General features: G+C 40.7%; 27 protein-coding genes. 12 read left to right on the top strand and 15 right to left on the bottom strand.

What is annotated here, in order from left to right; genetic code table 11:
* Positions 1 to 20: 20 nt before the first annotated feature.
* The 3 genes from C7B70_RS12460 to C7B70_RS12450 all read left to right on the top strand — a co-directional run bounded on the left by C7B70_RS12460 (position 21) and on the right by C7B70_RS12450 (position 3301).
* A complete protein-coding gene (locus tag C7B70_RS12460; protein ID WP_106369361.1) occupies positions 21 to 1487 on the top strand; it encodes a CIA30 family protein in 1467 nt (488 codons plus the stop codon).
* A gap of 2 nt (positions 1488 to 1489) precedes the next feature.
* On the top strand, positions 1490 to 1840 hold the full coding sequence (locus C7B70_RS12455) for a hypothetical protein (protein WP_106369360.1): 351 nt from the start codon (positions 1490 to 1492) through the stop codon (positions 1838 to 1840).
* Positions 1841 to 2011: 171 nt separating this feature from the next.
* Positions 2012 to 3301 carry a hypothetical protein gene (locus tag C7B70_RS12450; protein ID WP_106369359.1) on the top strand — a complete coding sequence of 430 codons (1290 nt, stop codon included), beginning with the start codon at positions 2012 to 2014 and terminating at the stop codon, positions 3299 to 3301.
* 110 nt (positions 3302 to 3411) lie between these two features.
* Here C7B70_RS12450 and C7B70_RS12445 read toward each other — a convergent pair whose 3' ends face one another.
* Positions 3412 to 4533: a SpoIID/LytB domain-containing protein gene (locus tag C7B70_RS12445; RefSeq protein ID WP_106369358.1), complete on the bottom strand. Its 1122-nt coding sequence runs from the start codon at positions 4531 to 4533 to the stop codon at positions 3412 to 3414.
* A 185-nt stretch (positions 4534 to 4718) separates the two neighbouring features.
* Between C7B70_RS12445 and C7B70_RS12440 the strand changes: the two genes are divergently transcribed.
* Entirely contained in the window at positions 4719 to 5675 is a 957-nt protein-coding gene (locus C7B70_RS12440; protein ID WP_106369357.1) for a ribonuclease Z, read from the top strand.
* On the opposite strand, the gene C7B70_RS12435 is transcribed toward C7B70_RS12440, so the two are convergent.
* The gene (locus tag C7B70_RS12435; RefSeq protein WP_106369356.1) at positions 5672 to 6097 is read right to left on the bottom strand and encodes a hypothetical protein; all 426 of its coding nucleotides are present in this window, start codon (positions 6095 to 6097) and stop codon (positions 5672 to 5674) included. The genes C7B70_RS12440 and C7B70_RS12435 overlap by 4 nt on opposite strands.
* Positions 6098 to 6225: 128 nt before the next feature.
* On the opposite strand from C7B70_RS12435, the gene C7B70_RS12430 reads away from it, so the two are divergent.
* Positions 6226 to 6456, top strand: a complete 231-nt coding sequence (locus C7B70_RS12430) for a hypothetical protein (RefSeq protein ID WP_106369355.1) — start codon at positions 6226 to 6228, stop codon at positions 6454 to 6456.
* On the opposite strand, the gene C7B70_RS12425 is transcribed toward C7B70_RS12430, so the two are convergent.
* Positions 6453 to 6677, bottom strand: a complete 225-nt coding sequence (locus tag C7B70_RS12425) for a ferredoxin-thioredoxin reductase variable chain (protein ID WP_106369392.1) — start codon at positions 6675 to 6677, stop codon at positions 6453 to 6455. The genes C7B70_RS12430 and C7B70_RS12425 overlap by 4 nt on opposite strands.
* 201 nt (positions 6678 to 6878) lie before the next feature.
* Here C7B70_RS12425 and C7B70_RS12420 point away from each other — a divergent pair, with 201 nt between their 5' ends.
* Entirely contained in the window at positions 6879 to 7313 is a 435-nt protein-coding gene (locus C7B70_RS12420; protein ID WP_106369354.1) for an NfeD family protein, read from the top strand.
* Positions 7314 to 7326: 13 nt separating this feature from the next.
* Positions 7327 to 8298: an SPFH domain-containing protein gene (locus tag C7B70_RS12415; RefSeq protein WP_106369353.1), complete on the top strand. Its 972-nt coding sequence runs from the start codon at positions 7327 to 7329 to the stop codon at positions 8296 to 8298.
* A gap of 504 nt (positions 8299 to 8802) precedes the next feature.
* On the opposite strand, the gene C7B70_RS12405 is transcribed toward C7B70_RS12415, so the two are convergent.
* From C7B70_RS12405 to C7B70_RS12375, 7 genes are all read right to left on the bottom strand, one after another.
* Positions 8803 to 9534 (bottom strand): hypothetical protein, encoded by a 732-nt coding sequence (locus tag C7B70_RS12405; protein ID WP_106369351.1) that lies wholly within the window; start codon positions 9532 to 9534, stop codon positions 8803 to 8805.
* A 224-nt stretch (positions 9535 to 9758) separates the two neighbouring features.
* Complete coding sequence (locus tag C7B70_RS12400; RefSeq protein WP_106369350.1) at positions 9759 to 10160, bottom strand: fasciclin domain-containing protein; 402 nt, start codon at positions 10158 to 10160, stop codon at positions 9759 to 9761.
* 238 nt (positions 10161 to 10398) lie between these two features.
* The gene (locus C7B70_RS12395; protein WP_106369349.1) at positions 10399 to 11688 is read right to left on the bottom strand and encodes a CO2 hydration protein; all 1290 of its coding nucleotides are present in this window, start codon (positions 11686 to 11688) and stop codon (positions 10399 to 10401) included.
* Between the two features lie 104 nt (positions 11689 to 11792).
* Positions 11793 to 13325 carry an NADH-quinone oxidoreductase subunit M gene (locus tag C7B70_RS12390; RefSeq protein ID WP_106369348.1) on the bottom strand — a complete coding sequence of 511 codons (1533 nt, stop codon included), beginning with the start codon at positions 13323 to 13325 and terminating at the stop codon, positions 11793 to 11795.
* An 84-nt stretch (positions 13326 to 13409) separates the two neighbouring features.
* On the bottom strand, positions 13410 to 14117 hold the full coding sequence (locus C7B70_RS12385; protein ID WP_233220916.1) for a carbonic anhydrase: 708 nt from the start codon (positions 14115 to 14117) through the stop codon (positions 13410 to 13412).
* A gap of 51 nt (positions 14118 to 14168) precedes the next feature.
* Positions 14169 to 16034, bottom strand: a complete 1866-nt coding sequence (locus tag C7B70_RS12380; protein ID WP_106369347.1) for an NAD(P)H-quinone oxidoreductase subunit F — start codon at positions 16032 to 16034, stop codon at positions 14169 to 14171.
* Positions 16035 to 16511: 477 nt separating this feature from the next.
* The gene (locus tag C7B70_RS12375) at positions 16512 to 16913 is read right to left on the bottom strand and encodes a Fur family transcriptional regulator (protein WP_106369346.1); all 402 of its coding nucleotides are present in this window, start codon (positions 16911 to 16913) and stop codon (positions 16512 to 16514) included.
* Positions 16914 to 17030: 117 nt separating this feature from the next.
* On the opposite strand from C7B70_RS12375, the gene purS reads away from it, so the two are divergent.
* Together purS and purQ are read left to right on the top strand one after the other, a co-directional pair.
* Entirely contained in the window at positions 17031 to 17294 is a 264-nt protein-coding gene (gene purS, locus C7B70_RS12370; protein WP_106369345.1) for a phosphoribosylformylglycinamidine synthase subunit PurS, read from the top strand.
* A gap of 4 nt (positions 17295 to 17298) precedes the next feature.
* Positions 17299 to 17973, top strand: a complete 675-nt coding sequence (gene purQ, locus C7B70_RS12365) for a phosphoribosylformylglycinamidine synthase subunit PurQ (protein WP_106369344.1) — start codon at positions 17299 to 17301, stop codon at positions 17971 to 17973.
* Here purQ and C7B70_RS12360 read toward each other — a convergent pair.
* Both C7B70_RS12360 and C7B70_RS12355 read right to left on the bottom strand, forming a co-directional pair.
* Positions 17970 to 18563, bottom strand: a complete 594-nt coding sequence (locus C7B70_RS12360) for a Uma2 family endonuclease (protein WP_106369343.1) — start codon at positions 18561 to 18563, stop codon at positions 17970 to 17972. The genes purQ and C7B70_RS12360 overlap by 4 nt on opposite strands.
* A gap of 67 nt (positions 18564 to 18630) precedes the next feature.
* Positions 18631 to 19227 carry a Uma2 family endonuclease gene (locus tag C7B70_RS12355; protein WP_106369342.1) on the bottom strand — a complete coding sequence of 199 codons (597 nt, stop codon included), beginning with the start codon at positions 19225 to 19227 and terminating at the stop codon, positions 18631 to 18633.
* A gap of 102 nt (positions 19228 to 19329) precedes the next feature.
* On the opposite strand from C7B70_RS12355, the gene C7B70_RS12350 reads away from it, so the two are divergent.
* Entirely contained in the window at positions 19330 to 19698 is a 369-nt protein-coding gene (locus C7B70_RS12350; protein ID WP_106369341.1) for a pentapeptide repeat-containing protein, read from the top strand.
* Between the two features lie 76 nt (positions 19699 to 19774).
* Here C7B70_RS12350 and C7B70_RS12345 read toward each other — a convergent pair whose 3' ends face one another.
* Positions 19775 to 20320 (bottom strand): Zn peptidase, encoded by a 546-nt coding sequence (locus C7B70_RS12345; protein ID WP_339376712.1) that lies wholly within the window; start codon positions 20318 to 20320, stop codon positions 19775 to 19777.
* A 107-nt stretch (positions 20321 to 20427) separates the two neighbouring features.
* Positions 20428 to 20781 carry a helix-turn-helix domain-containing protein gene (locus C7B70_RS12340; RefSeq protein ID WP_369831859.1) on the bottom strand — a complete coding sequence of 118 codons (354 nt, stop codon included), beginning with the start codon at positions 20779 to 20781 and terminating at the stop codon, positions 20428 to 20430.
* A 111-nt stretch (positions 20782 to 20892) separates the two neighbouring features.
* On the opposite strand from C7B70_RS12340, the gene C7B70_RS12335 reads away from it, so the two are divergent.
* The gene (locus tag C7B70_RS12335) at positions 20893 to 21708 is read left to right on the top strand and encodes a PD-(D/E)XK nuclease family protein (protein WP_106369339.1); all 816 of its coding nucleotides are present in this window, start codon (positions 20893 to 20895) and stop codon (positions 21706 to 21708) included.
* Positions 21705 to 23942, top strand: a complete 2238-nt coding sequence (locus tag C7B70_RS12330) for a Piwi domain-containing protein (protein ID WP_106369338.1) — start codon at positions 21705 to 21707, stop codon at positions 23940 to 23942. The genes C7B70_RS12335 and C7B70_RS12330 overlap by 4 nt, the downstream gene beginning before the upstream one ends.
* A 16-nt stretch (positions 23943 to 23958) precedes the next feature.
* Here C7B70_RS12330 and C7B70_RS12325 read toward each other — a convergent pair whose 3' ends face one another.
* A complete protein-coding gene (locus C7B70_RS12325) occupies positions 23959 to 24207 on the bottom strand; it encodes a hypothetical protein (RefSeq protein ID WP_106369337.1) in 249 nt (82 codons plus the stop codon).
* Positions 24208 to 24304: the final 97 nt, after the last annotated feature.

Genomic DNA, 24304 nt, shown 5'->3' with positions numbered 1-24304 from the left:
CTTAATTTTAAACTATGGCTATGAATCAAAAAAATCCCTCGTGGGATATCGGTAGATTTGTAAAAACTCTAGCTTACTTTGACATTATTCCGTTTATTGGCTGCCTGCAACGATTGTTTTTAGGTAACGATAATAAGGATAGGTCTATTGGTAAAAGTATGGGAATCGTTTTAGTAGCAGGGGCGACGGGTGGGGTTGGTAAGCGTGTAGTACAAATATTAGTTGATCGCGGTTATCAAGTACGGTGTTTGGTGAGAAATTGCGATCGCGCAAAATCCCTATTGCCCCAAAATGTAGAATTAATCGAAGGGGACATTACCAAGCCCGAAACCTTAACTCCACAATTAATGGCAAAAGTAAGTGCAGTAATTTGTTGTACGTCAGTCAAAGTGCAGCCTGTAGAAGGAGATACGCCAGATCGGGCAAAGTACAATCAAGGAATTAAATTCTATCAGCCGGAAATTGTTGGCGATACCCCGGAAAATGTGGATTATCTGGGAGTAAAAAATCTCGTCCAAGCGGCGAAGTATCTCAATAAATCTACAGACCAACTTATATTTGACTTTAATAATCCCTCCGCAGATTTAAAAGAGATTTGGGGCGCAGTAGATGATGTAGTAATGGGCGGGGTCAGCGAAAGCGAAATCAAATTTATTGATAATATGGCAGTATTTACAGGCAATGTATCTACTCAAAACTCTGGTGGTTTTGCTTCTGTAAGAACTAAAAATATAGCTCTCCCCCTTGATTTATCTACCTATGAAGGTATAGAACTGCGCGTTAAAGGCGATGGTCAACGTTACAAGTTTCTAGCGCGTACCGAGTCAAAGTGGGATGGTGTAGCTTATTGCCACTCCTTCGATACTGTAGATAATAGTTGGATAGATGTGCGGATTCCTTTTAACCAATTAGTTCCAGTATTTCGGGCTAAAACCTTAGATAGTAAGGAATTAATCAATACTCAAAATATTTGCTCTTTGCAATTAATGCTAAGTAAGTTTGAGTACGACGGCGAATTAAATCCCAACTTTATGCCAGGTCATTTTGCTTTGCAAGTAGAATCGATTAAAGCTTACGGTGGTGAAACCTTGCCACAATTTGTACTAATTAGTTCGGCGGGTGTAACTCGTCCCAATCGCCCCGGTATCAACCTTGCAGAAGAACCCCCCGCCGTGAGAATGAACGAGCAATTGGGAGGTATTCTGACTTGGAAATTGCGCGGGGAAGATAGTTTAAGAGAGAGTAAAATTCCTTATACAATTATCAGACCTTGCGCGTTGACTGAGGAAACTGGCGTTCAAGAATTAGTATTTGAACAAGGAGACAATATTAGAGGGAAAGTTAGCAGAGATGCGATCGCACTTCTTTGCATTGAATCATTATCCCAACCCCAAGCAAGTAACGTCACCTTTGAAGTAAAAGCCGTTGAAAGTCCTAATCCATCTAACAATTGGCAACAATTATTTGCATCTTTACAACCAGACTAACGATGTACAAAAAAATTTTACTACTTTGTTCTACAACAATTTTGGTAATAATTAGCTGGTATGGGTTAAATAATGCTGCATTTTCCCAACAATCGCAGTTCAATCTACAAGCAGATATTTCTAGACTAGAATCGCGGCTAAATCGTCTAGAAGCTCAAATTAGCCAACTAGGTAGAGGAAAAACCCCAGTATCTCCTTCTCCATTGCCAAGAAATTCGGGACGCAAACAGCCACAATTGAGCCGAGAACAAATGTTTGACAATCTGGCAACTTTAGCAATTGAAACCAAAGATCAAGTAAATAAATTGCAAGTTCGTGTTTCTAAGCTAGAAAAACTCCGCAATCCTCGCTAATTACTTATGACTACTTGATGGCGCAAACTGGGAACAAAATATTCACAAACTCCACTCAACTTAAAGTTGGTGATAAAAGAAGTACGGATTTGCGCCCCAGCTAGAGCTAACGCCAAACAAATAGAACTTTATACTAGAGATAGATAAAATAATTTTACTTGAGGGAAGGGCATGGCTCCAAATCCCGCCATCATGGAGGCTGTGGAACAACTGGGTTATCGCGTCACTGTGGGCGATGTAGCGACCCAGGCAGGATTTAATGTAAATTTAGCCCAACAAGGACTACTCGCTTTAGCAACCGATGTTGGTGGACACTTGCAAGTAGCCGAAACTGGGGAAATTGTTTATCTATTTCCCAAAAACTTACGGGCGGTTTTGCGAAACAAGTTTTTGCGATTGCGGCTGCAAGAGTGGTGGAAAAAAGTTTGGCGGGTATTGTTTTACTTGATTCGTATATCTTTTGGAGTTTTATTACTTGCTTCTATTGCTCTAATTATTGTCACTATTTTTGTGCTTTTGACTGCAATCAATCAAAGCAGCGATGATGATAATAGCGATCGCGGTTATGGCGGTGGTAGTTCGTTTTTTATGCCTTACTTCTGGATTGGCCCTAATTGGTTTGGGGTATTCTCTCCAGACTATGACAGGCGATATCAAGAGCGGCGAGAGGAAGAAAATCAGTTAAACTTTTTTGAGGCAATTTTCTCGTTTCTATTTGGCGATGGCAATCCCAACGCAGACTTAGAAGAACGCCGCCAGAAAGAAATCGCCGCCGTAATTCGCACTAATCGCGGTGCGGTGGTAGGAGAGCAGATAGCGCCCTATTTAGACGATATTGGCTCAGGGTACGCTCAAGAATACGAAGACTATATGCTGCCTGTGCTAACTAGGTTTAACGGGCAACCAACCGTTAGCCCTGAAGGAAATATTGTCTATGTATTTCCTGAGTTGCAATCTTACGCTTCAAGGCGACAGCAGCTATTAGCCATACCACCTTACTTACAAGAATTACCCCAACGCTTTAGCGCCGCAAGTTCAGGACAATTAGGGCTAAGTATTGGGTTAGGAGTGCTGAATTTAGGCGGAGCATTATTTTTAGGTAGTTTGCTTGCAGATATTGCCGCCGGGGGACTTGTAGGCTTTGTCCAGGCTATTTATTGGTTGCTACTGGGGTATGGAGCGGCGTTTTTAGGCGTTCCTTTGGTACGTTATTTTTGGTTGAAGCGGCGCAATAACAAAATAGGCGATCGCAATGCCCAACGTCAAGAGCGAAGCTTACAGTTAGCTGACTCTACCGTAAAACAAAAAATTGCCTACGCCCGTCAATTTGCCGCCCAAAACGTAATTACTAACGAGGATTTAACTTACACCACCGAAACCGATTTACTAGACCAAGAAGCTGAAAATTCAGACCAAATTGACGCGGAATGGCAGCGCCGATTAAGAGAATCTGGGCATTAGGTAATGGGTAATGGGTAATGGGCATTAGGTAATGGGTAATGGGTAATGGGTAATGGGTAATGGGTAATTAAGCAGTTTCCAATGACCAATGACTAATGACCAATGACCAATTACTTAGCTTTAATCGTACTAAGTTTAGTCCCACTGTAGTAATGCCCCAAAATCTGCCTGTAATTGATGCCTCGCGCCGCTAAATTGTACGCCCCCCACTGACTCAACCCTAAGCCATGACCCCAACCACGCCCATCAAAGCGTAAACCTGTGGGTTCTTGAGTAATGGTAAAACGGGTACTTTTTAAGCCTAAAGCGTTGCGTACTGCTTCTCCTTTTAACTCTCGCGTACCGCTCGTTCCCACAATTTTCATTGACTTAATGCTGCCGTTAGTAGTCAGGGTTGGGGTAATTGAAACTACATTCCCTACCCCTGAAATCCGCTTATTTAGCTCCCCTGGTGAAAAGCTTTTCACCCACTGACATTGAGTTACATCTTGATCGTAATCTTGAACGCCACGCAGATAAGGTAAGGCTTCAGACCATACATCCTCAACATTTTCTGTACGTCCGCCCGAACACGCATGAAAAACTGACAAGATTAACTGATTATCGTAAGTTAATACCTGTCCTGCCGTAGCATTTACTGCCGTCTGGGTGCTACTAAATTCCTTAGCGACACCTTTATAAACTTGAGATGCTTGAGTATTGCTGAGATCATAAAAAGCATTGCGTTCCTTTTGCTGCTTGTAAATAGCATAGGTACGGGCTGCTACTGCTTGAGCTTTGAGCGCTTCTAAGGGCCAACTGGCACTCATTTCGCTGCCTAGGACGCTGTAGAGGTATTGTTCTAAATCGACATAATTAATTGCCGTTAAGCCTTTGTTTGAAGGAATTACTAAAACTTCGCCCCGATACCAAAAGTCGCCTATATAAACATAACCTCCCGCCAACGGTTCGATCCACACTGCCCCTGCGCGCATTGTATCTACCGCAACTCCGCCCTCGCTGGGGGTTGCATAAAAGGCATTCATTGCCGCAATATCGCCTAGTTTTCGCCCCGAAGCATCCTTAACTATGGCATTGGTTGAACTGCCAACTTTGAGCCGATTGACACCCTTTTCTACGGCAACTCTTAACTGTACCGCTCCTTGCGCTGGTACAACTAAAGCCATCCACAGCAGCATAGTTAGCAACCAAGGACGTTTAGTGAATTGAGCTAATAATAGGCGAAAATTCATGCAGATTTTGCTCCAATTAAGAGTGTTATTAGTAAATTCCAATTAAACTAATAAATTAGCTATTTTTCGTTAAATCATCAAATAATAGGAAAGCAGTAGTTAAATAAAAGTTTCGTCCTGCTCCTCAATATACATCCCGTGCCACCATAGAAAAAGCGATCGCAAATAAGGTTGACTAACATTAAGTGCAGATTACATTTTTAGGAACAAGTTCCGGCGTACCCACTCGTTCGCGTAATGTTTCCAGTGTGGCTTTACGTTTACCCCAAAGGGGCGAGTTGTGGTTGTTTGACTGTGGGGAAGGAACCCAGCATCAAGTTATGCGTAGTGACTTAAAAATTAGTCAACTAACGCGGATTTTTGTTACTCATCTACACGGCGATCACATTTTTGGTTTAATGGGGCTTTTGGCTACCTGTGGTTTGGCAGGTAATACCAGCCGCGTTGATATTTATGGCCCCCCTAACCTTAACGAATATCTCGCTGCTTGTCGGCGTTATTCTGGAACTCATTTTTCTTACCCCGTTCAAGTTCATACCGTGCAACCGGGGATAGTTTACGAAGATGACGAATTTACAGTCATTTGCGACTTGCTTACCCATCGTGTTACTACTTTTGGCTACCGCGTAACCGAAAAAGATCGTTCTGGACGCTTCGATATTGATAAAGCTAAAGCTCTAGAAATTCCCCCAGGGAGAGTTTACGGACAACTCAAACGTGGGGAAACCGTAACTTTGCTGGATGGTCGAACTATTAACGGTAAAGATTTGTGCGGTGAAACAGAGGTAGGACGAAAGATTGCTTACTGTACGGATACGGTTTTTTGTGACAATGCTGTATCTTTGGCGGTGGATGCGGATTTACTCATTCATGAAGCAACTTTTGCTCATAGAGATGCCGATCTTGCTTTCCAGCGCTTGCATTCGACTTCAACAATGGCAGCACAGACGGCTTTGGCGGCGGGAGTAAAGCAGTTGATTATGACTCACTTCAGTCCGCGTTACGCTCCGGGTAATCCGATCGAATTTAAAGACTTATTAGCCGAAGCCCGTACTATTTTCCCTAATACCAAAATGGCTTACGACTTTTTTAGCTACGAAGTCCCTAGACGCAGAGAACTAGAGCTAGTTGACGATCGCTAACTTCCCAACGTCCGATTTTCTAGGCGATCGCATATAGCTGTTAACTTTGCTTGACTATTCACTGGCAATCGCGGTTGTGGTAATTCGGTGTTGGGCCAATTACTTAAATCGGTGCAGGGACAAAGTAACAACGCTATGCCCATCTCTAGACGGGGTACAGGCATTGTACACCGAGCGCAGGGACTAATTTGCCAATTTTCGGTCAATAGTTCGCTAATGGTTTCGAGAGTGCCTTCTAAATAACTATCACTTACATTAGGAGAGGTGATTTGCAGCCAACAGTTTTCAAATTCTTTGCTGTAGCTTTCACCCTGCATAATCTGTTGCGGTATTACAGCTTCAGTGCGATCGCCAATGACTACTTTTTTGCCTAATTGAAACCAGTAAGCAAGATATTCTTTAACTGCTTGTTCTGATGCCATTGCTTAAAATCTTGCTTCAGAGCGTTTGTTAGCTTCAAATACATATTAACGCTTCGGGCGGTTTGCGCCAAAAGCCTAAGAACCTTTAGAGCAAGTTCTATAATTGCAACAATACCACTTGTGCAATTATGCCTGAAGAACTCCAACAGATTATTCCCGCCACTTTATCGCCAATTATTCAAGAAACTTTCGCCGCCATTTCTTCCACTAGGGAATTTTACCAAGAAGTAAAAATCCGCGACGATAGAAAGATTTATTGTGCCTGGTATCATACCACAGCCCAAAGGCATCGTCAAGAACTAGAGCAAATGCGCGGCGAACTAAATATCTTGGGTTGGTTCCGTTTTAAACGGCGCTAGGATACTACTTCTAATTCATCTTCTCGTAAATGCGCCTTAAATTTTTTAGTAAACTGGACGTAAATAGGCAAATTAGCACTTACAGGTCTACCATGCCATTCGGTAACAACAGCGATAACTTCCCCCTCGGAGCCTTTGAGATCGAACGCTTGACTACGATGCTCTGGGTGATGGTAAACAATGATTGATTCAGTAATCCGAACTTTATCGCCAACTTTCATAAACCTGTAACCTAGTAGTTCTCCAGAAATCTGCAATAGCAGCCAGTTTTCAGTAAAAGTGCTTGCCAAACAATCTTTCTATTTTTGCATAAGAATGTCATCCGTCTACTTTTGTAAGTAAATCTTGCCAGTAGAAACTTCAGGGCTAAAATAGACTCAGACTGAGCCACGAAGTAAGTATTTTTTAAAACCAATGGCAAAATGTTGATAACTTATACATTGGTATGGCTGATAGCTGGAGCCGTTTTATGTTTGTTAGAACTGTTCCTACCGACGGCTTTTGTTGCCTTTATGATGGGAATTAGTGCCTTAATCGTGGCACTAGTATCGGTGCTGATTCCTCAATTAAGTTTACAAGTTATTTTGTGGTTAGGACTATCGACAAGTTTTATTTTGCTATCGCGGCGGTTTGTACCTAAAGCTAAAAAAAGCCGCTCGATTCAAGATGCGGTAGTCGCCGAAACTTTAACAGCAATTGCTCCAGGAAAAGAAGGAAGGGTAATATACGAAGGCAATTCATGGCGGGCGCGGTGTGAAGACAAAGAAAATGCGATCGCACCCTCCGAAAAAGTGTATGTAGTCAGACGAGAAGGAACGCTTTTAATTGTTCTTCCCGAAAATGTCTTAGATTCCTAAAATAGGCTTAAAAATGGAACAGTTTTTTTTATTAATATTTTTAGCATTGGGTGGCTCGGCTTTAGCGGGTACAGTAAAAGTAATCAATCAAAGTAACGAAGCTTTGGTAGAACGCTTGGGTAGCTACAACAAAAAACTTTCTCCAGGACTAAACTTTGTTGCGCCTTTTATCGATAAGGTTGTTTATCGAGAAACCATCCGAGAAAAAGTCTTAGATATTCCCCCGCAGCAATGTATTACCCGCGATAACGTCTCAATTACTGTTGATGCGGTGGTTTATTGGCGCATTGTTGATATGGAAAGATCCTATTACAAAGTAGAAAATCTTAAATCTGCAATGGTGAACTTGGTACTAACCCAAATCCGCGCCGAAATGGGACAATTAGAATTAGACCAAACTTTTACCGCCCGAAGTCAAATAAGTGAGCTTCTGCTACAAGAATTAGATATATCAACCGAACCTTGGGGCGTAAAGGTAACAAGGGTAGAATTGCGCGATTTGATTCCGTCTAAAGCCGTTCAAGAATCGATGGAATTGCAAATGTCCGCCGAAAGACGCAAACGTTCTTCTATTTTAACCTCCGAAGGCGATCGCGAATCTGCTGTTAATAGTGCTAGAGGTAAAGCTGAAGCGCAACTTTTAGACGCAGAAGCGCGGCAAAAATCGACAATTTTGCAAGCGGAAGCTCAACAAAAAACTATCGTTCTCCAAGCTCAAGCAGAACGCCAACAGCAAGTATTGAAAGCGCAAGCTACCGCCGAAGCCTTGCAAATTATTTCCCAAACCTTGAAAACCGAGCCTAAGGCTCGCGAAGCCTTGCAATTTTTACTTGCACAGCATTATCTAGAAATGGGAATGAAAATAGGTAGCAGCGACAGTAGCAAAGTTATGTTTATCGATCCGCGCAGCATTCCCGCCGCGTTGGAAGGAATGCGAAACATTGTCTCGGAAGTCAAGCCAGAAAATGGCTTGCAGCAGCCTTAGCCCATCAAAATCACTGTATCGATAAAGTCCTATGCTATTTAGATGAGGTAGCTTGATTAAATCCAACACTCTAGAGGGAAATTAATCACTTCAAGCATTCTTTTCAAGTCGTTGTCTTGTGACACAATAGTAGCACTGTGGCAGATTCCTGTAGCTACAATCCACAAATCGTTGTCTGTAAATCCCAAATGTTCAAGCCTATATTTTCTTCGCAGACTCTTTTCTTTCGGAGCGAATCTATTAAATATCTTTGCTTTGATTAAAGCATAAGTTTCAAAAATTTCTTTATCATCCCAATAATATTCATTGTCGTAATGAAAGAGTGTACGATTAGTAAATTTTCGCTCTTTCGTGTGGAATTTTCAGCCCCATACATCAATTCACCGCAAACGATAACACTTGTTACGAGAATATCATCTTGATTGAGATTGGTAAGTCGATTGATGATTTGTATATCTTTGCTAATAATACGGCTACAGTGATTTGTATCCAGTAAATATATTGTCAAAACTCTGTTTGAATCCTACTACTTTCAATAATATCGAGACAAAATTCAAGATCGTCGCCTTGCCAGCCAGGAGAATTTATTACCCAGTTTAAAACCTGTTTTACACTGACTGAAGCACTTGCGGTTTCTTTAAGCTTTACTTTTTCTGCTGCTGATATAGTAGTTTCGATAAATTTTTGACTTACTTCTCTAAATCTACTTGACTTATTTGATATGCTTGAATTATTAGCTTCGATTAGTTGCAAAGCAAATTCTTTTCGTTCAAAAATCTTCTCTGGATGGGTTTCCCAGTAATGCTCAACAAAATATGTTATTAGTTCAATGTACTGAATTAGTTGTTGTTCTGATGGGTACAACGATTGTTTTGCAAGTGCATGAATTTCATACTCCTTTGCAGTACCTTGAAACCATAGTCCCCAGTGTTTAACTTCTAGAAATAAAACCTCAGAGAAAGATTCTTGATATTGGCTTGCCGCTTGAAGCAGAAGGCTGCCAATTTTTTCCAGATTTTTTGATTTTTGTAGCAATATATCAGGATTGATCTTGTCTTCTGCGTTAAGCTCAAACAGAATTTGATTGATTTGAGCCACCTTTTTTCTGAATTGTTGCATCACAAGTGAGCTAGAATCTTCTGAGTTAATGAGGACTTCAAGCTTCTGCCAAGTCTGCTCAATTTTATCCCTTGTTTTAGCTATATCAAAGCTTGAGTCTAGTTGTAATACCTTCATAAAGCCTCCCTTTTTATTAGCGTTGATTCAGTTAGAAGTAAGGCAGCCAAAAAGTTTAGCTTCTCTAACTATGTATTAACATAGTCGTCGGCTGCCTAATTAACTGCCAGAAGTTCTAAAAGTGCAACTCGCTTAACGGGTGATAGTGCGATCGCTGCTTCGTGTAGAAAACTTCTATAACTAAAGTGCGATCGCCTCCTCTTTTAGCTTACTCCCATCAAAACTTAACCCATCAAAATTACTGTATCAATGACGTGAATTACCCCATTATCCGCCTCAATATCGGCGGCGATTACTGTAGCATTTTTGACTTCAAACCCATCAGAGCAATCTATAGAAATAGGCGAACCTTCAACCGAGATTACAGTTCCAAGCTTTGCTAAATCAGCTTGCATCAATTTACCAGGTACGACATGAAAAGTCAGAATCCTTGATAGTTGAGGAATATTTTGGACTAAAGTATGTACAGTTCCCGGCGGGAGTTTGGCAAAAGCATCGTCGTTGGGAGCAAAAACCGTAAAAGGGCCAGGACTTTTGAGAGTTTCGACTAAGTTTGCTAGTTGTACTGCCGTTACTAAAGTTGTAAAAGAACCAGCACTAACAGCAATATCTACAATATCAGACATTATTTTCACCAAAGATAGTTTATGAAATGATGCGAAGATCCCCCCTTAATAAGGGGGGAAAATCAGGATTAAGTAGGATTTTTCAGGAAAGGATGCGATCGCCCTTTAAGTAGGTTTTTATAGCTACAATTTGTATAAGCCAAGCTTTGTAGTATCCCCTGTTTTAAAAAAGATTTTATTATTCTTTTATTTCCCCCCCTTTTTTAAGGGGAGCTAGGGGGGATCTCTATATTCATCCTCATCGATAATCCTGACTTTGAATATCTCTTAACCGAGCTTCCGGGCGCTTAAACCTGTCGATTTGACCTTCAAAAAAAGCTCGATTTGCCTGTAAGTGCTTAGGATTAGAGTCATCTAAAGGATAAAGTAGCGCCGCTCTTAAAGCTTGAATTACCGCCGAAGTAACGCAATACATTGAGCGCTGGAAACTAACCCCCAATTGAATCAGCGTATCCTGTTCGCCGCGACAGTAGTTTTTGTAATACTCCACCAAATAAGGAGGCAAAAAGTGCAGCATATCTTGCATTAGTAATGTTGGAGGAATCCCCGCCGTCCCTACTGGAAACACATCGGCGTATAAAATGCCGTAATGAAAATCTTTTTGCTCTGCGGGTACTTGTTTAGCTTGCGCGTTGTAGGATTTTGTACCGCGAAAGGGTGCAGTACGATAAAAAACCGCCTCCACATAAGGTAATGCCGCTTCATACAGCCAAGTAAAGCCGCAAGATTTGGGGATAATTTCGTACATTTCCCCGCGAATATATACATGATGGTAAATTGGACGACCTGCAACAGCAAATATGCCATTAACAAGAAAATTCATTGCTTCGGGGACGCTGGTAATTTTACCCTCGTCATACAAATCGCTCATTTCAAAGAAAACTGGAGCCATTACTTCCCAAAACAAGCCCAAATTACTGTAGTAAGATAGTTGGCGCACTTGCTCGATAAACATTTCTGGGAATAGCTTATACATCCCTAGCATAGCTGGGTTGCCTTGGAAATAAGCCTTAATTGCGCGATCGCACGCTGCAATATATTCAGGAGTATCTAAGTAACCTTCAAACTTTCCCCCCATCCCGCGATGCCATAGCATTGCTTGCATACAGGCTTCGGCAAATTCCATGTTAATGCGATCATGCCATAAATGATGCAATAACTTAGGCATTTTGATAGTTTCCCCTTTATCCATAAATGCCAATAGTTCAGGATGAGCGGTAGCTGCGCCTTTTTGCCAAATTCTTAAGTCTGCATCTTCTCCCGCATAGTGATTATGTAAGTCTAAATACTCTTGAGGTAAGAAGTATTTGAATGCAGGTAGGGGGTTTAAAAATACGCGCTCGGCGATATAAAGTAAATCGCGCCAGTAAAAATCCATTGGTACAGCATAGGCTTTGTACAAACCGATAATCTGCATTAAGTTTTCTGGCGTATCTGGTAGCATTGCGCCACCTGCTTCTAAGCGGTGAATGACAGGAGCAAATTCATGGGTTGAAGGTGGAAGTTTTGTAGAGGTTGCGATCGTCATAGTTTTAGTTAGGAATTTTGGAAAGGATTACAGTAGCGGGAGTTTTTATAACTTCGATCCCCCCTAACCCCCCTTAATAAGGGGGGAAAATAAAGATTCTTTTTTCAGGGTTTGGGGATTTGTTGTGTGTAAGTTCCAAGTATTACGGTTGCGGGAGTTTGGACTTGCAATTGAGTATTTGCAGGAGTTGAAACCATTGTTGTTGCAGTGGTTTCGCTCCAACGTACTAGCCAATTGGGTTGTACGCCCAACACTAAAACGAGCGCAGCCAGTACAAAGGCTGGGACGCGCTCAGACCACGACACCAGTGGATAATAAGAGTTGTAGTTGTCTAACTTGCCGAAACAGGTGCGATTGAGCAAAATTACAAAATATACCGCCGTTAAGCCTGTCCCTACTACCGATAAAAGAGTTAACAAAGGAAAGACTGGGTAGCTACCTTGAAACACCATAAATTCTGAGATAAAACCTACCATTCCAGGGATACCCGCACTAGCCATCCCTGCATAAACTAATAAAATGCTAACTACAGGTAAACCGCGTAAAGGATTCATTAAGCCGTTAAGAACATCTAAATCCCTTGTCCCAACTTTGTTTTCGACAACTCCGACTAAGTGAAACAGTAGCGCCAAAATTAAGCCGTGAGCGACCATTTGGGAAACTACCCCCACTAAACTTAAAGAATTAGCGGCAGCCGAACCTAAAAGAACATAGCCCATATGACCGATGGAACTGTAGGCAACCATGCGCTTTATATCTTTTTGAGCGATCGCACTAAACGAGCCATACAGTACGCCTATAGTTCCTAAAATCGCTATTCCTGGCGCTACAATTGTCCAAGTTTGAGGAAATAAACCTAAACCAAACCGTAACAAGCCATAAGTTCCCAATTTTGCTAATATTCCGCCTAATAAAATGGCTACAGGCGGCGAAGCTTCAACATACGCATCGGGCAACCATGTATGTAGAGGAACTAAAGGAATTTTAATCCCAAAACCAATTAACAGTACCGTAAGCAAAATTAATTGGCTTTGCAAAGACAAATCTTGAGTATGCAGCGCGTCATAATTAAACGAAGTTGAACCACTTAGCCAAGTAGTACCTAAAAAGCCAGCCAGAATTAAAATGCCAGAAAAAGCAGTATAGATCAGAAACTTGGTTGCTGCGTAACCGCGCTTAGAACCCCCCCAAATGTTAATTAATAAATACAACGGGATGAGTTCAAATTCGTAGAATAAGAAAAATAAAAGCAGATTTTGAGCAACAAACGCCCCAGCGATTCCCGAATTAACAAGCAAAATCAAAGCGTAATACAGGCGAGGACGTTCTACAGTTTTACTGCTACTGTAAATAGCAATCCAACTTAGCAAAGCGTTGAGAGCAATAAGCGGAAAAGATAAACCATCAACACCTAGTTTGTAGTCTAAGCCCAAGGTTTCAATCCAAGGTAAAAACTCTTGAAACTGGTAGCCGATTTCAGTAGTGCTAAAAGAAGTTGCTAAATAAAGTGTCCATAAAAAAACAGCAAAGGAAATAGCCAGCGCAATTGACCGTAGCCGAGTTGCAGAGAAATTTCCTGGCAAAAAGCCAATGATTGCTGCACCTAATATAGGTATCCAAATCAAGGTACTAAGCATAAAATAATTGCGTTCCTTCTAAGTAGTCGCCGCTCGTCAAAACTTGGTTGCTTGAGAGGGAAATATATATTTCCCTCTTGATCGCTAACTAACTAAACTGACTATTCCCGTATCCAAATCGTAATAACCACCAACGATTTTGAGTTTTTTCTCTGTAATTAACTGCGAAATCACTGGAGAAGTTTTTAATTTTTCGATTTGGACTAAAACATTCGCTTTACAAGCATTCTCCACGTGATCGCCTTTTTGTCCTGCGGACTTTTCTACGGCGGGTTTAATCGCTGCTAGTAAGGAACCTATTTGTCCGGGAACTTGACCGCCTTTAATTGTTGCTGCTACTGCACCACAGCGTTTATGACCCATAACCATAATCACTTTTGAGCCTAAGATTAAAGTGCCAAACTCAAGGCTACCAATTTCTTCTGGAGTAGCGACATTACCCGCAACACGGCAAACAAATAGATCCCCAAATCCCTGATCGAAAATAATTTCTGAAGGAACCCTAGAATCTGCACAACCAAGAATAGCTGCAAAGGGTTTCTGAGTTTTTGCTATTTCCGCTAACCGCCTCAAATCTTGACGCGGATTGGTGCGCTTTCTTTGCACAAAGCGTTTATTTCCGTCTAGTAATGCTTGGATAGTTTGATCGGGCGTGGTGGGGTCACTACTTGCTACTGCGCTTGGTGTATCCGACTTCAAACCCATTCCTACAGCTATTCCTGTCCCTAAAACTCCTGCACCAAAATTCAGTGCTGTTCTTCTGGAAATATTGCCTAACTTTTTCACGTTCACTCTTTTCTATGTTCCTAATAAATTGCTGATTATACTATTGACTTGGACTAATCAAAGTCCAAAATTAAAAACGTTGTTGTAAGCTGACCAGTGAGGAAAACTCAAGAAAGCGCCGATGATACTAATCCCAATCAAAATTGTCAGTGCGTAAAACTGAGATTGTCCTGAAGTGCTGTACTTTAAGCTTTCTCCACCCAAGATTGAAGCTAATCCCACCAAGTTCACCGCGCCATCTACGATAAAACGGTCAACCCAAGCGACAATTTTAGAAACCCTATCTACCGCAAATACAATACTGAAGCGATAAATATCGGGAGTATAGAAGTCATAAGCAAACAAGTTTTGCAACGCTTTCGACGGTAGCTGTACGGGCTTGGGTAAGGCATTCCCTAGATAAATTACCCCGCTTAAAGTGCAACCAAAAACGCTTGACCAAAATAAGAGCATTGCTACATCTTTGTTCAGATTTACCCAGTTAGGTAGCAAAGCTACGCTTTCTAAAACTAAAGGCAAATGCAGTGTAAAGCCCAGTAACAGGGTCATGGGTAATACTAATAGCCATAAAGCTTCGGGCGATCGCACTGTCATCTGTTTTGGTTTACCGCCAAAAATTAGCGAGAATATTCTCACTAAACTAAAAGCCGTTAAAGCATTGACAAGTAACACAAGTCCGACTAGCCAAGGCTGAACTGCCCACAAAGTATCGGCTAAATTCAACAGCGCCCAAAAGCTACCAAAAGGAGGACAGCCAATTAAAGCCGCAGTACCCCCCAAAAAAGCTAAAGCCGAGATAGGACGACGCGACCATAACCCGCCCATTTGCGTCAAATCTTGAGTAATGTTATTCCAGATAATGCCGCCTACGCTCATAACTAACAAACCCATTGCGACGGCGTGAGTTAGAACTAACAACAACGCTGCATCATTTTGTCCCGTACCAACAGCGATAAATACTAAGCCCATGTAAGCGCTGACTGAGTAGGATAGAGCGCGTTTGACATCAATTTGGGCGATCGCAATGCAAGAACCACCCACCGCCGTTACTGCCCCAATTAACACCAATGCAGACATCGTTATGGGGGATAAGCTTAAGATCGGTTCTAATTTAATTAATACCCAAGCACCCGTTGCCACTACTACAGAATTGCGTAATATCGTACTAGGAAGCGGTCCTTCCATCGCTTCATCTAGCCACAAATGCAAAGGAAATTGAGCGCATTTACCCATTGGCCCGGCAATTAATGCCAAAGTAACTAAAGTAATTACCTTGGGGTCTGGATGCGCTGTAGCTGCCCAATCGCTTAACTCCCAATAGTTCCAGGTTCCAGTTAAAGAGAATAAGGCAAGTACGCCCATCAGTAGCACCAAGTCGCCTACCCGTTTGGTTAAAAAGGCATCTCTAGCCCCCGTAACTACCAAAGGCTGACTAAACCACAACCCAACTAAAAGATAAGTTCCCAAAGTCAGTATTTCTAAAATTACATAGCTAAAAAATAAAGAGTTACACAGGGCTAAGGCACATATACCACACTCAAATAGTGCTAAAAGCGAATAAAATCGCGCCCATCCCCAGTCCATTTCCATATATCCAACAGCGTAAATCTGCGCCAGTAGATTCATTCCTGTTACTAGCACCATTGCGCCCACAGTAATCGGCGAGATTTCTAGAGGTAAGGAAATATCTAAATTTGCAACTTGCAGCCAAGGGATAATTATTTGTTGCGCTGGTTGATTCCAAGTCGCTTGGAGAGCAATTATACCATGTGAAAAGCCAATAAATGTCATCAATAAATTGATATAACCCGCAGGTCTTGGCCCCGTGCGCCGGATGATTCCTGGCGACCAAGGTATAGTTAAAACTGCCCCCATTAAGGCATACAAAGGTACAAACCAGATGGTTTGAAGAAAAAATTGCATCGGTATTAACTCTATGTTGATTAAGAGAAATTAAATTTTTAGGACAAATTTGCGCTTATCCCGTGTAACTTCAAATCATTAAAGATAAACAAATTAATGCTTCTTTAAGAATCAGTATAATTAGCAGCTTACCTTTAATAGTTCTATAAGTAAATTATTAATTTAGCTAATTTAAAAATTAGTTTAATTAATTTTGCTTATCTAATTTAAGTGGCTATTGGTCTTATCAATGATGTTCATTGATAATTTTTATAGTTACAGGTTACTACAATAAACACTTAACACCTCTAATCAAAACCTTATAGAACAAGAATTCAGCCGTTTTACTTCTAAAAAGCCAGAAGCGGTAACTAAGAATAATAGACACTTTCGCACTCCTAAACACCAATCTTTACAAATCATTAAGAAATTTAATTTAGAAGATAGCGGATAATTTCCCAAGTCTAGGTTGTTATCTATAGTAATGATTGAAATATCCTATGTACTTTTCTGGTCGGCTTGAATTAGTTGGCATTGGTGGCACAAGCCAAAAAATTCTAGAGTGTGATAAAAAATCTTGAATTTATGAAAGTTGTGTAACTGAGTTTCTAATTCATGTACGGGACATTCATCAATTAAAATAGACTGTCCGCACTGCAAACAAGTAAGATGATGTTTATCTTGCTGTACCAAACTATAAAGTGATTCTCCAGAGGCGAGAGTTCGCACTTGGACGACACCTTCGAGTTTTAAAGCTTCCAAGGCGCGGTAAATTGTGGCTAAACCTATATTTTGGCTTGTACGCAATTCTATATAAATATCTTGAGCAGAAATAGCTCGGTTTAGAGTTTTGAGGAGTTTAAGAATTCGCTCTTGGCTGCGGGTGCGTTCAGTTTTCATAAATTGGTTGCGAAAATTTTTGTCATAGAGATTTTAGATTTGTCAACTTGTTATGGTGTTCCTCTTGCCTACATTTTGGGGGTAGGATAGCGTTTGTTGCCTTCCTCACCGCTACTTATGAATCGACAGTATCAAGCTAATATCTATATTACTCTGCGCCCCTCCGTACTCGATCCTGCAGGAACCGCAGTACAATCGGGATTGAAGCATATGGGTTACGAACAAGTAGAACAGATAAGAATTGGTAAGTATATAGAGCTTAAGCTTTCGTCAACCGATGAAAACTCCGCACGGCAACAATTAGATAAAATGTGCGAACAGTTACTAGCAAACCCCGTAATCGAAAATTATCGCTTTGACTTGGTAGAAATCGGAGCATAAATACATGAAGTTTGGAGTTATAGTTTTTCCTGGCTCAAATTGCGATCGCGATGTTCAATACGTTACCCGCGATTTACTCAAGCAACCTACGCGCATGGTATGGCATGAGGAAACAGATATAGGCGATATAGATGTGGTAATAGTCCCTGGGGGCTTTAGTTACGGCGATTATTTACGTTGTGGGGCGATCGCGCGTTTTTCCCCAATTATGCAGCAAGTCGTCTCCCACGCTCAACAGGGAAAGTTTGTGTTAGGGATCTGCAACGGTTTTCAGGTACTCACAGAAGCGGGATTATTACCGGGGGCGTTGATGCGAAATCGGGATATGCACTTTATATGCGATCGCACAGCAATTAAAGTAGAACGCAATAACTTACCTTGGACACAAGCTTACAGTCAAAACCAAGTTATCACCTTACCAATTGCCCACGGAGAAGGGCAGTTTTACGCTGATAGTGAGGTGTTAGCGCAACTAGAAAACAACGGACAAGTTTTATTTCGTTACGAAGGCGACAACCCCAACGGCTCAGTAAATAATATTGCTGGGATATGTAACGAAACTGGTAATGTATTAGGAATGATGCCCCACCCTGAAAGAGCTTCCGATCCTCAACTTGGCGGTACAGATGGATTGAAATTGTTTGAGGGATTATTAGCAAAAGTTGCAGCTTTAGCTTAAGGCGGCGAAAAGATCGAGCTAATATCTAGGACAAATCCTGGCAATACGTCTTCTCCTGACAAAGTCACTGGATTTTCAAGTAATTCTACATCTTGATTAGGGCGGTATATTTCCACTCGTCGCGTTTTTGGGTCAATCAACCAACCTAGACGCGCCCCATTAGCTATATATTCCTGCATTTTTAGCTGAGTTTGTTTGAGCGAATCTGTAGGCGATCGCAACTCAACGACAAAATCAGGACACAAAGGCAGAAATTTTTGTCTCTGCCCTTGTGTAAGAGCTTCCCAGCGCTCTAGTTTCAGCCAAGACGCATCGGGGGCGCGGACTGCACCATTAGGTAGCGTAAAGCCCCCGTTAGAGTCAAAGCCTTTACCTAATTTAGTTTGTTTATTCCACATTCCTAGCTGCATCGCAATTTCAAAATTATTATTGCTAGTTTCTCCGCCTGTGGGTGGCATAATGATTATTTCTCCCGAAGCCGTGCGCTCAAATCTCAAATCACCATTGTTTTGACATAACAGAAAAAACTGCTCCTCTGTCAAATCGATGCTTAATTGCAGTATTGGGGGTAAGGTAATCGCCGCATCCATAGCTTTATCTCAGTAAAGACATACTTGTATAATTTAGCTACTTTCAAGCAGCACAATCTGCGATCGCTTAATTAGACGACAGCATTTGAACCATATCTAATACAAATCCCGGTAATACGTCTTCTCCTGACAAAGCCAGTGGATTTTTGAGTATTTCTATGTCTTGATTAGGGCGATAGATTTCAACTTGTCTCGTTTTTGGGTCAATTAGCCAACCTAGGCGCGCACCATTATCGATATATTCCTGCATTTTTAGCTGAGTTTGTTTAACTGAATCGGTAGGAGAAAGCAACTCAACAACAAAATCGGGACACAAGGGCAAAAATTTACGTCTCTGCCCTTGTGTAAGAGCTTCCCAGCGCTCTAATTTCAGCCAAGACGCATCGGGGGCGCGGACTGCACCATTGGGCAAGGTAAAGCCTCCATTAGAATCAAAGCTTTTACCTAATTTATTCTGACGACTCCAAGCTTGGAGTTGATAAGTTAATTCGCTATTGCGGTTGCTAGTTTCTCCTCCAGTGGGTGGCATAATGATTATTTCTCCCGAAGCCGTGCGCTCAAATTGCAAGTCGCGGTTATTTTGACATAGCTGGAAAAACTGCTCATCCGTCAAATCGATGCTTAATTGCAAGGTTGGGGGTAAGCTAACTGTCGCTGCATCCATAGCTTGATCTCAGCAAGGGTATACTCTAATCTAGCTACTTTCTTAGATGATTAATGACAAAATTGAGTAAAGAGCGATCGCAATTTTGAGAAACCCAATTTTATGAATGCTGAAGAATTAAAACGGCGCTACATGGCTGGGGAAAGAGATTTTACCGGAGCTAACTTAACTGGAGTTAAGCTAATTGGAGTTAACTTAGTAGGAATTAACCTCTGGGGTGCAGACTTAAGCGGTGCTAACTTAGCTAGAGCAAAGTTATGGGGAGCAAACTTAAGCGGTGCTAATCTCGCCAAAGCCAACCTAACTAGAGCAAATCTTAGTGGCGTGAAACTAACAGAAGCCAATCTTAGACAAGCCAAATTAGTAAATACAAAGCTGTTTGGGGCAAATTTGAGCGGAGCTTATTACGATAACACTACCCGCTTTTCTAGAGGCTTCGACCCTGCTAAAAACAATATGCGACAGGTTTAGAACTGAATTACGAGTAATTAACTAACAAATTATTTTGATGCTTTGCAATCAAGAAGTTTTAGGATAAAAGCATTTATCATTTAAACGAGTTTTTTCTAGGTGCAGCTTTACCTAAGTAAATTTGACCAGAAGGAGTAGGTTGAATAATCCAATTCAGGTGTTTTAAACGATTTTTTAGATTAGTTATGGTTATACCTAGTTGATGAGCCATTGCGTAAAGGTGAGGCAATTTAGTTAAATCGCGTCCTACTTGCATTTGCTCCAAAATGTACTGAGGCATTAGTAAATAGCTTGCAAATCGTTGAGCTTGCCATTCAATGTTTCGTAGTTGTCCGCTAACCTCACGGCACAAAAAAGGTTGTACGTCAACTTCCATACCCTGCTTTATTCGTTCCTCAAATCTACTAAGCACATTTTGATCGATATGAAGTTCCCAATGTCCAATTTCATGCGCTAAGGTAGATTCTCCAAATCCTCCCTTTAGATTGGGTATATCTTCATTCAATACAATTTGGCGTTTTAAAGGAAGAATAATTGCTGCTATTTGCCCTTGTTTGTCCGCAGGAATACTGTCCCAAAACACTCCTATATCTAAAAAATCTGCTACGCGAGTCACGTCCAATGGTCACTTTGGAGCATAATTAGGAGTAGAAGTCATTCTTTTAAGCAGATTATTAGCTTTAGCTTCAATCTCTGTGTCTTGAATGAAACGATAAGGCTTGAACAAACTCACTCTGGCTTCTCCTCAGTTTCTAATTGTGTAGCTTCTTTAAAAATCCTTTGAGCAAATTCAGGGTTTTCCTGCATCCGCCGAAATAGGACAGGCATTGTTTTATAATTTTGCTTGATAAAATCCTCATCGTGCTGAGGAATACGCCCAGCTAAAAAAATTAATTCTTCTTTGTTCAACTCTAGATAGTGTGCCAATTGTTGGATTACATACTCTTTAGGCGGATAATTTGCGCGATCATTTTCTAATTTAGATAAGTATGTAAAGTCTAGTTCAACCAGTTTAGCTAGTTCCCGTTGACTGTACCCCTTGTCTTTACGTGCTTGACGGATAAGTTGACCAAAAGTTTGCACTACATTTATTACCTACTTGACTCAATATTATACTAGGACTTGACGAAAAAGCCAACATAAAATTAAGATTCTTTTGTTGATGAAAAAGCCAACTTAAAAACAAAATTACTTATGGCGTGGCTACCTTTTGCTAGTTTTCACCTTTGGTCATCGTTCGATCCACCGATAGGACAAGAAAAGTTGCACTGCGATATGAAACGGGGTTTTAGTAAAGCACGTTCTAAAGAGCCAGAAGTTGCAGCTTTAGTCAATCAAAATAACCAATATCAACAAATTGGACATTTAGCACAAAGGGGAGTATATGAATTTCATCAAAACAACTTAATATTAAATCGAGAGAATGGCTTGCAAAAAGTAGCCGAAGCTTTGCAGTTGAGTCAAGAAACTGAGGAGATTCAGCAAAGAATAATTGAGGTTTTAAAGAGATATCAAGAATTTCCTATTTTATTGGATAAAGAGATACTTCTCTTAATTCGAGGAGATGAGGGATTTCCAGAGCCGATCTTGATTAAAAATGGTGATTATTGGTTCAATTTATATGCAGCAATTGATTGTATTTTTAGAGAACCAGACGGAACGCTGCATATTTTAGACTTCAAAACTGGCAAAAGTGACTTTGATTTAAGACAAGGTTATGTTTACTTACTAGCTGCCAACTATTTATACCCAAATCAGCCTGCTGTTGCTTCATTTTACAATTTGGAAAATGGCAAACGCTCGAAAGAAATAACCGCCACATCTCCTCAATTAAAAGCGATTCAAATTGAGTTTGTACAAATAGCTCAAAAACATCAAGAAAGCTTAAGAAACTACCGCAAAAATCCAGAGTTATTCGCCCAAATATTTCCTCCCAATCCTGGGTATGCTTGTCGAAACTGCTCATTTAATTCAATCTGCAAACATTCCACTGTAGAGGTTTCTGTATGACTACTGTAATTTCTGTTGCTCAAAAATCAGTACATTTGAGCGAAATTCTCCCTTTAAGTATTTCATCGCCACTGAATGTAATGGGTTTTCGATTAACACCAGAAATTGATAAAGAATTAGGCAATCGTTTGAGTTTTCGTTTTAGCCGCAAATTTCCTGGAATTGTTGCCTCATGGCACGAAGGATACTTTTTTGTCTTAGGAATGCTCAATCAACAAATGCCAAGTCAAAGCGACTGGCGGGAGGCAATGATAGAAATTCAAGAGGAGTTAAAAACAGATATTGGCGATCGCACTTATTCAATTCAATGGGTGCGTCAACCATTAACAACCCCAGAAGTTTTTGCTAAACTTGCAGTAGAAATATTAGAAGTCCATCGCCCCTTGTCATCTATTACTGTTCTAGATAAAAAAGTAGCAAAAGTTATCCGCAAAGCAGATTCTTGGAAAGAAACCATTGAATTACCAACCGGAATAAAACCAGGTATAACTATAACAGTTCGTAGCAGTATTATTTCAATCCTCAACTTGGATGAGTTTTTTAATAATCATCCTTATCGGCAAAACCCTGAAAAGCTTTTAATCGGTCTTAAAGTCGAGGATATCGAACGCGGTAGCAATTGTAAAATAACTGAAATTGTGGGAACGTTGGGAGAACAAAGAGAGGAGCTAATAAAGTTGGCGCAAGGCTCAATTAGTAAACAAAAGCTTAGGGAAGCACCGCCAGATCAGCCTGTAGTTAGCGTACAGTTTGGGAAAAACAAAAAACAGTTTCGTTATCCTCTAGCCGCCCTGCGCCCGTGCGTCACCGCAGAAACCTCTGAGCAATTACAAGTTAATTATAGAGAGCTACTTAAAGCAACTAAAATTCCCCATTTAGAGCGACAAAAGCGTTTAATATTTTATAAAGAATTAGCTCAAAAGGCTTTAGCTGATTATGGCTTTAAACTAGAGCGCAGTATTAATAGTCGTGATTATCCAGATTTATTTTGGCAACCCTCAACTCCCCTTGACGAAACTCCGCTTTTGTTTGGTGGAAATGTTAAGGGGGTTAGAGGCAAAGTTCTTATGGGCTTGTCTAGAGGTGGTGTTTACCGCCGACATGAGGATTACAGCGATTTATCAAGAAGCATTAGAATTTCTGTTTTAAAACTTTGTGACACGACCGTAGGTCATTTTTTAGAAGGTAATAGTAGCGAGAATGTCAAGCAACGATTGCAAAAGTATGGATTTAGTAGCATTATTGTTAGCAAAAAAGCCCTGTCAATTAAAGATTTGAGCGGTGCTGCTCTAAGAGCAGAGGTTGAAAAAGCTGTTAATGAATTAATTCCCGTTCCGCCAGATATTGTTTTAGTATTTTTGCCGCAAAGCGATCGCACTGCTGATAATGATGAAGGTGGTAGCCTCTATCAGCGCATTTACTCGCAACTACTCCGGCGTAGAATTGCTAGTCAAATTATTTACGAAAATACTCTTAAGAATGTTGCTCCTAACCAAATTCTCAATCAAGTAATTCCTGGAATACTAGCAAAGTTAGGGAACTTGCCCTTTATTCTAGCTGAACCGATAGAAATTGCTGATTATTGCATTGGGTTAGATATTGCTAGAAATACTAAGAAAAAACTATCAGGAACAGTAAATGCTTGTGCTAGTATTCGTTTATACGGCAGTAAAGGAGAGTTTATCCGCTATCAGTTAGAAGATGCGTTTATTGAAGGTGAAGAAATCCCCCAGCGTGTTTTAGAAACCTTACTACCAGAAGCTGAATTAAGAAAAAAAACTGTTTTGATTTATCGTGATGGTTCTTTTTGTGGCGCAGAAGTAGAGCATTTATTAGAGTGGGCTAAGGCAATTGAAGCAAAGTTTATTTTAGTCGAGTGTAAAAAGTCTGGAAGCCCAAGGTTATATGACTTCAAGAAAAAAACTATTACTGCACCAACCCAAGGATTAGCTTTGAGATTATCGTCACGGGAAGCGATTTTAGTTACAACTAAGGTTTCTGAAAATGTTGGTTTGTCTCAACCCTTGCGTTTAATTGTGCATTCAAAAGGACATCAAGCATCAATTGAAAGTGTTGTCGAGACTACGTTGAAGCTTACACTATTACATCACGGTGCATTGCAAGTACCCCGGCTACCAATGCCATTATATGGCTCAGATCGGATAGCTGGCTTACGATTAGATGGGATTTATCCTAGTAGTATGCTAACGGGCGATCGCCAGTTTTGGTTATAAATACTAAAAAGCTGTACTATTTCGATACTTTAGTTTCAACTAATCTTCTGCCGATTCTTAATTGTTTAGGAATACTGTCCAAAGCAGCGAAGTAAACTAAACTCAGCACCAAATCAAAAGTACCTACATTAGCACTGAGCAAGGCAATATCACTAGCAATATTTGAGACGATGGCTAAAATAACGCCTAAACCGCTATTTAAAATAATTCCGTCAATCAAGGCAGCTACAAACTTTCTTTTGAAACTTAGTTGGTTTACGCTCATACAAATGCAGGCTCCTCGAATTACAGTCAGTTAGATTTTTTCAACTTAATGACAACAGAATTTAAAGAATAATTTAACTTTGTTGCTAGTTGTAAAC

This window comes from Chlorogloea sp. CCALA 695, from assembly GCF_003003885.1.
Taxonomy (GTDB): Bacteria; Cyanobacteriota; Cyanobacteriia; order Cyanobacteriales; family Chroococcidiopsidaceae; genus Aliterella.
The sequence above is the reverse complement of the archived record's forward strand: the minus strand, read 5'-3'. Positions and strand labels throughout refer to the sequence as shown.

Bases quoted from the DNA above. Each gene is read 5' to 3' on its own strand.
- C7B70_RS12460 (WP_106369361.1), top strand. From the start codon at position 21: ATGAATCAAAAAAATCCCTCGTGGGATATCGGTAGATTTGTAAAAACT.
- C7B70_RS12455 (WP_106369360.1), top strand. From the start codon at position 1,490: ATGTACAAAAAAATTTTACTACTTTGTTCTACAACAATTTTGGTAATA.
- C7B70_RS12450 (WP_106369359.1), top strand. From the start codon at position 2,012: ATGGCTCCAAATCCCGCCATCATGGAGGCTGTGGAACAACTGGGTTAT.
- C7B70_RS12445 (WP_106369358.1), bottom strand. From the start codon at position 4,533: ATGAATTTTCGCCTATTATTAGCTCAATTCACTAAACGTCCTTGGTTG.
- C7B70_RS12435 (WP_106369356.1), bottom strand. From the start codon at position 6,097: ATGGCATCAGAACAAGCAGTTAAAGAATATCTTGCTTACTGGTTTCAA.
- C7B70_RS12430 (WP_106369355.1), top strand. From the start codon at position 6,226: ATGCCTGAAGAACTCCAACAGATTATTCCCGCCACTTTATCGCCAATT.
- C7B70_RS12425 (WP_106369392.1), bottom strand. From the start codon at position 6,677: ATGAAAGTTGGCGATAAAGTTCGGATTACTGAATCAATCATTGTTTAC.
- C7B70_RS12420 (WP_106369354.1), top strand. From the start codon at position 6,879: ATGTTGATAACTTATACATTGGTATGGCTGATAGCTGGAGCCGTTTTA.
- C7B70_RS12415 (WP_106369353.1), top strand. From the start codon at position 7,327: ATGGAACAGTTTTTTTTATTAATATTTTTAGCATTGGGTGGCTCGGCT.
- C7B70_RS12405 (WP_106369351.1), bottom strand. From the start codon at position 9,534: ATGAAGGTATTACAACTAGACTCAAGCTTTGATATAGCTAAAACAAGG.
- C7B70_RS12400 (WP_106369350.1), bottom strand. From the start codon at position 10,160: ATGTCTGATATTGTAGATATTGCTGTTAGTGCTGGTTCTTTTACAACT.
- C7B70_RS12395 (WP_106369349.1), bottom strand. From the start codon at position 11,688: ATGACGATCGCAACCTCTACAAAACTTCCACCTTCAACCCATGAATTT.
- C7B70_RS12390 (WP_106369348.1), bottom strand. From the start codon at position 13,325: ATGCTTAGTACCTTGATTTGGATACCTATATTAGGTGCAGCAATCATT.
- C7B70_RS12380 (WP_106369347.1), bottom strand. From the start codon at position 16,034: ATGCAATTTTTTCTTCAAACCATCTGGTTTGTACCTTTGTATGCCTTA.
- C7B70_RS12375 (WP_106369346.1), bottom strand. From the start codon at position 16,913: ATGAAAACTGAACGCACCCGCAGCCAAGAGCGAATTCTTAAACTCCTC.
- purS (WP_106369345.1), top strand. From the start codon at position 17,031: ATGAATCGACAGTATCAAGCTAATATCTATATTACTCTGCGCCCCTCC.
- purQ (WP_106369344.1), top strand. From the start codon at position 17,299: ATGAAGTTTGGAGTTATAGTTTTTCCTGGCTCAAATTGCGATCGCGAT.
- C7B70_RS12360 (WP_106369343.1), bottom strand. From the start codon at position 18,563: ATGGATGCGGCGATTACCTTACCCCCAATACTGCAATTAAGCATCGAT.
- C7B70_RS12355 (WP_106369342.1), bottom strand. From the start codon at position 19,227: ATGGATGCAGCGACAGTTAGCTTACCCCCAACCTTGCAATTAAGCATC.
- C7B70_RS12350 (WP_106369341.1), top strand. From the start codon at position 19,330: ATGAATGCTGAAGAATTAAAACGGCGCTACATGGCTGGGGAAAGAGAT.
- C7B70_RS12335 (WP_106369339.1), top strand. From the start codon at position 20,893: ATGGCGTGGCTACCTTTTGCTAGTTTTCACCTTTGGTCATCGTTCGAT.
- C7B70_RS12330 (WP_106369338.1), top strand. From the start codon at position 21,705: ATGACTACTGTAATTTCTGTTGCTCAAAAATCAGTACATTTGAGCGAA.
- C7B70_RS12325 (WP_106369337.1), bottom strand. From the start codon at position 24,207: ATGAGCGTAAACCAACTAAGTTTCAAAAGAAAGTTTGTAGCTGCCTTG.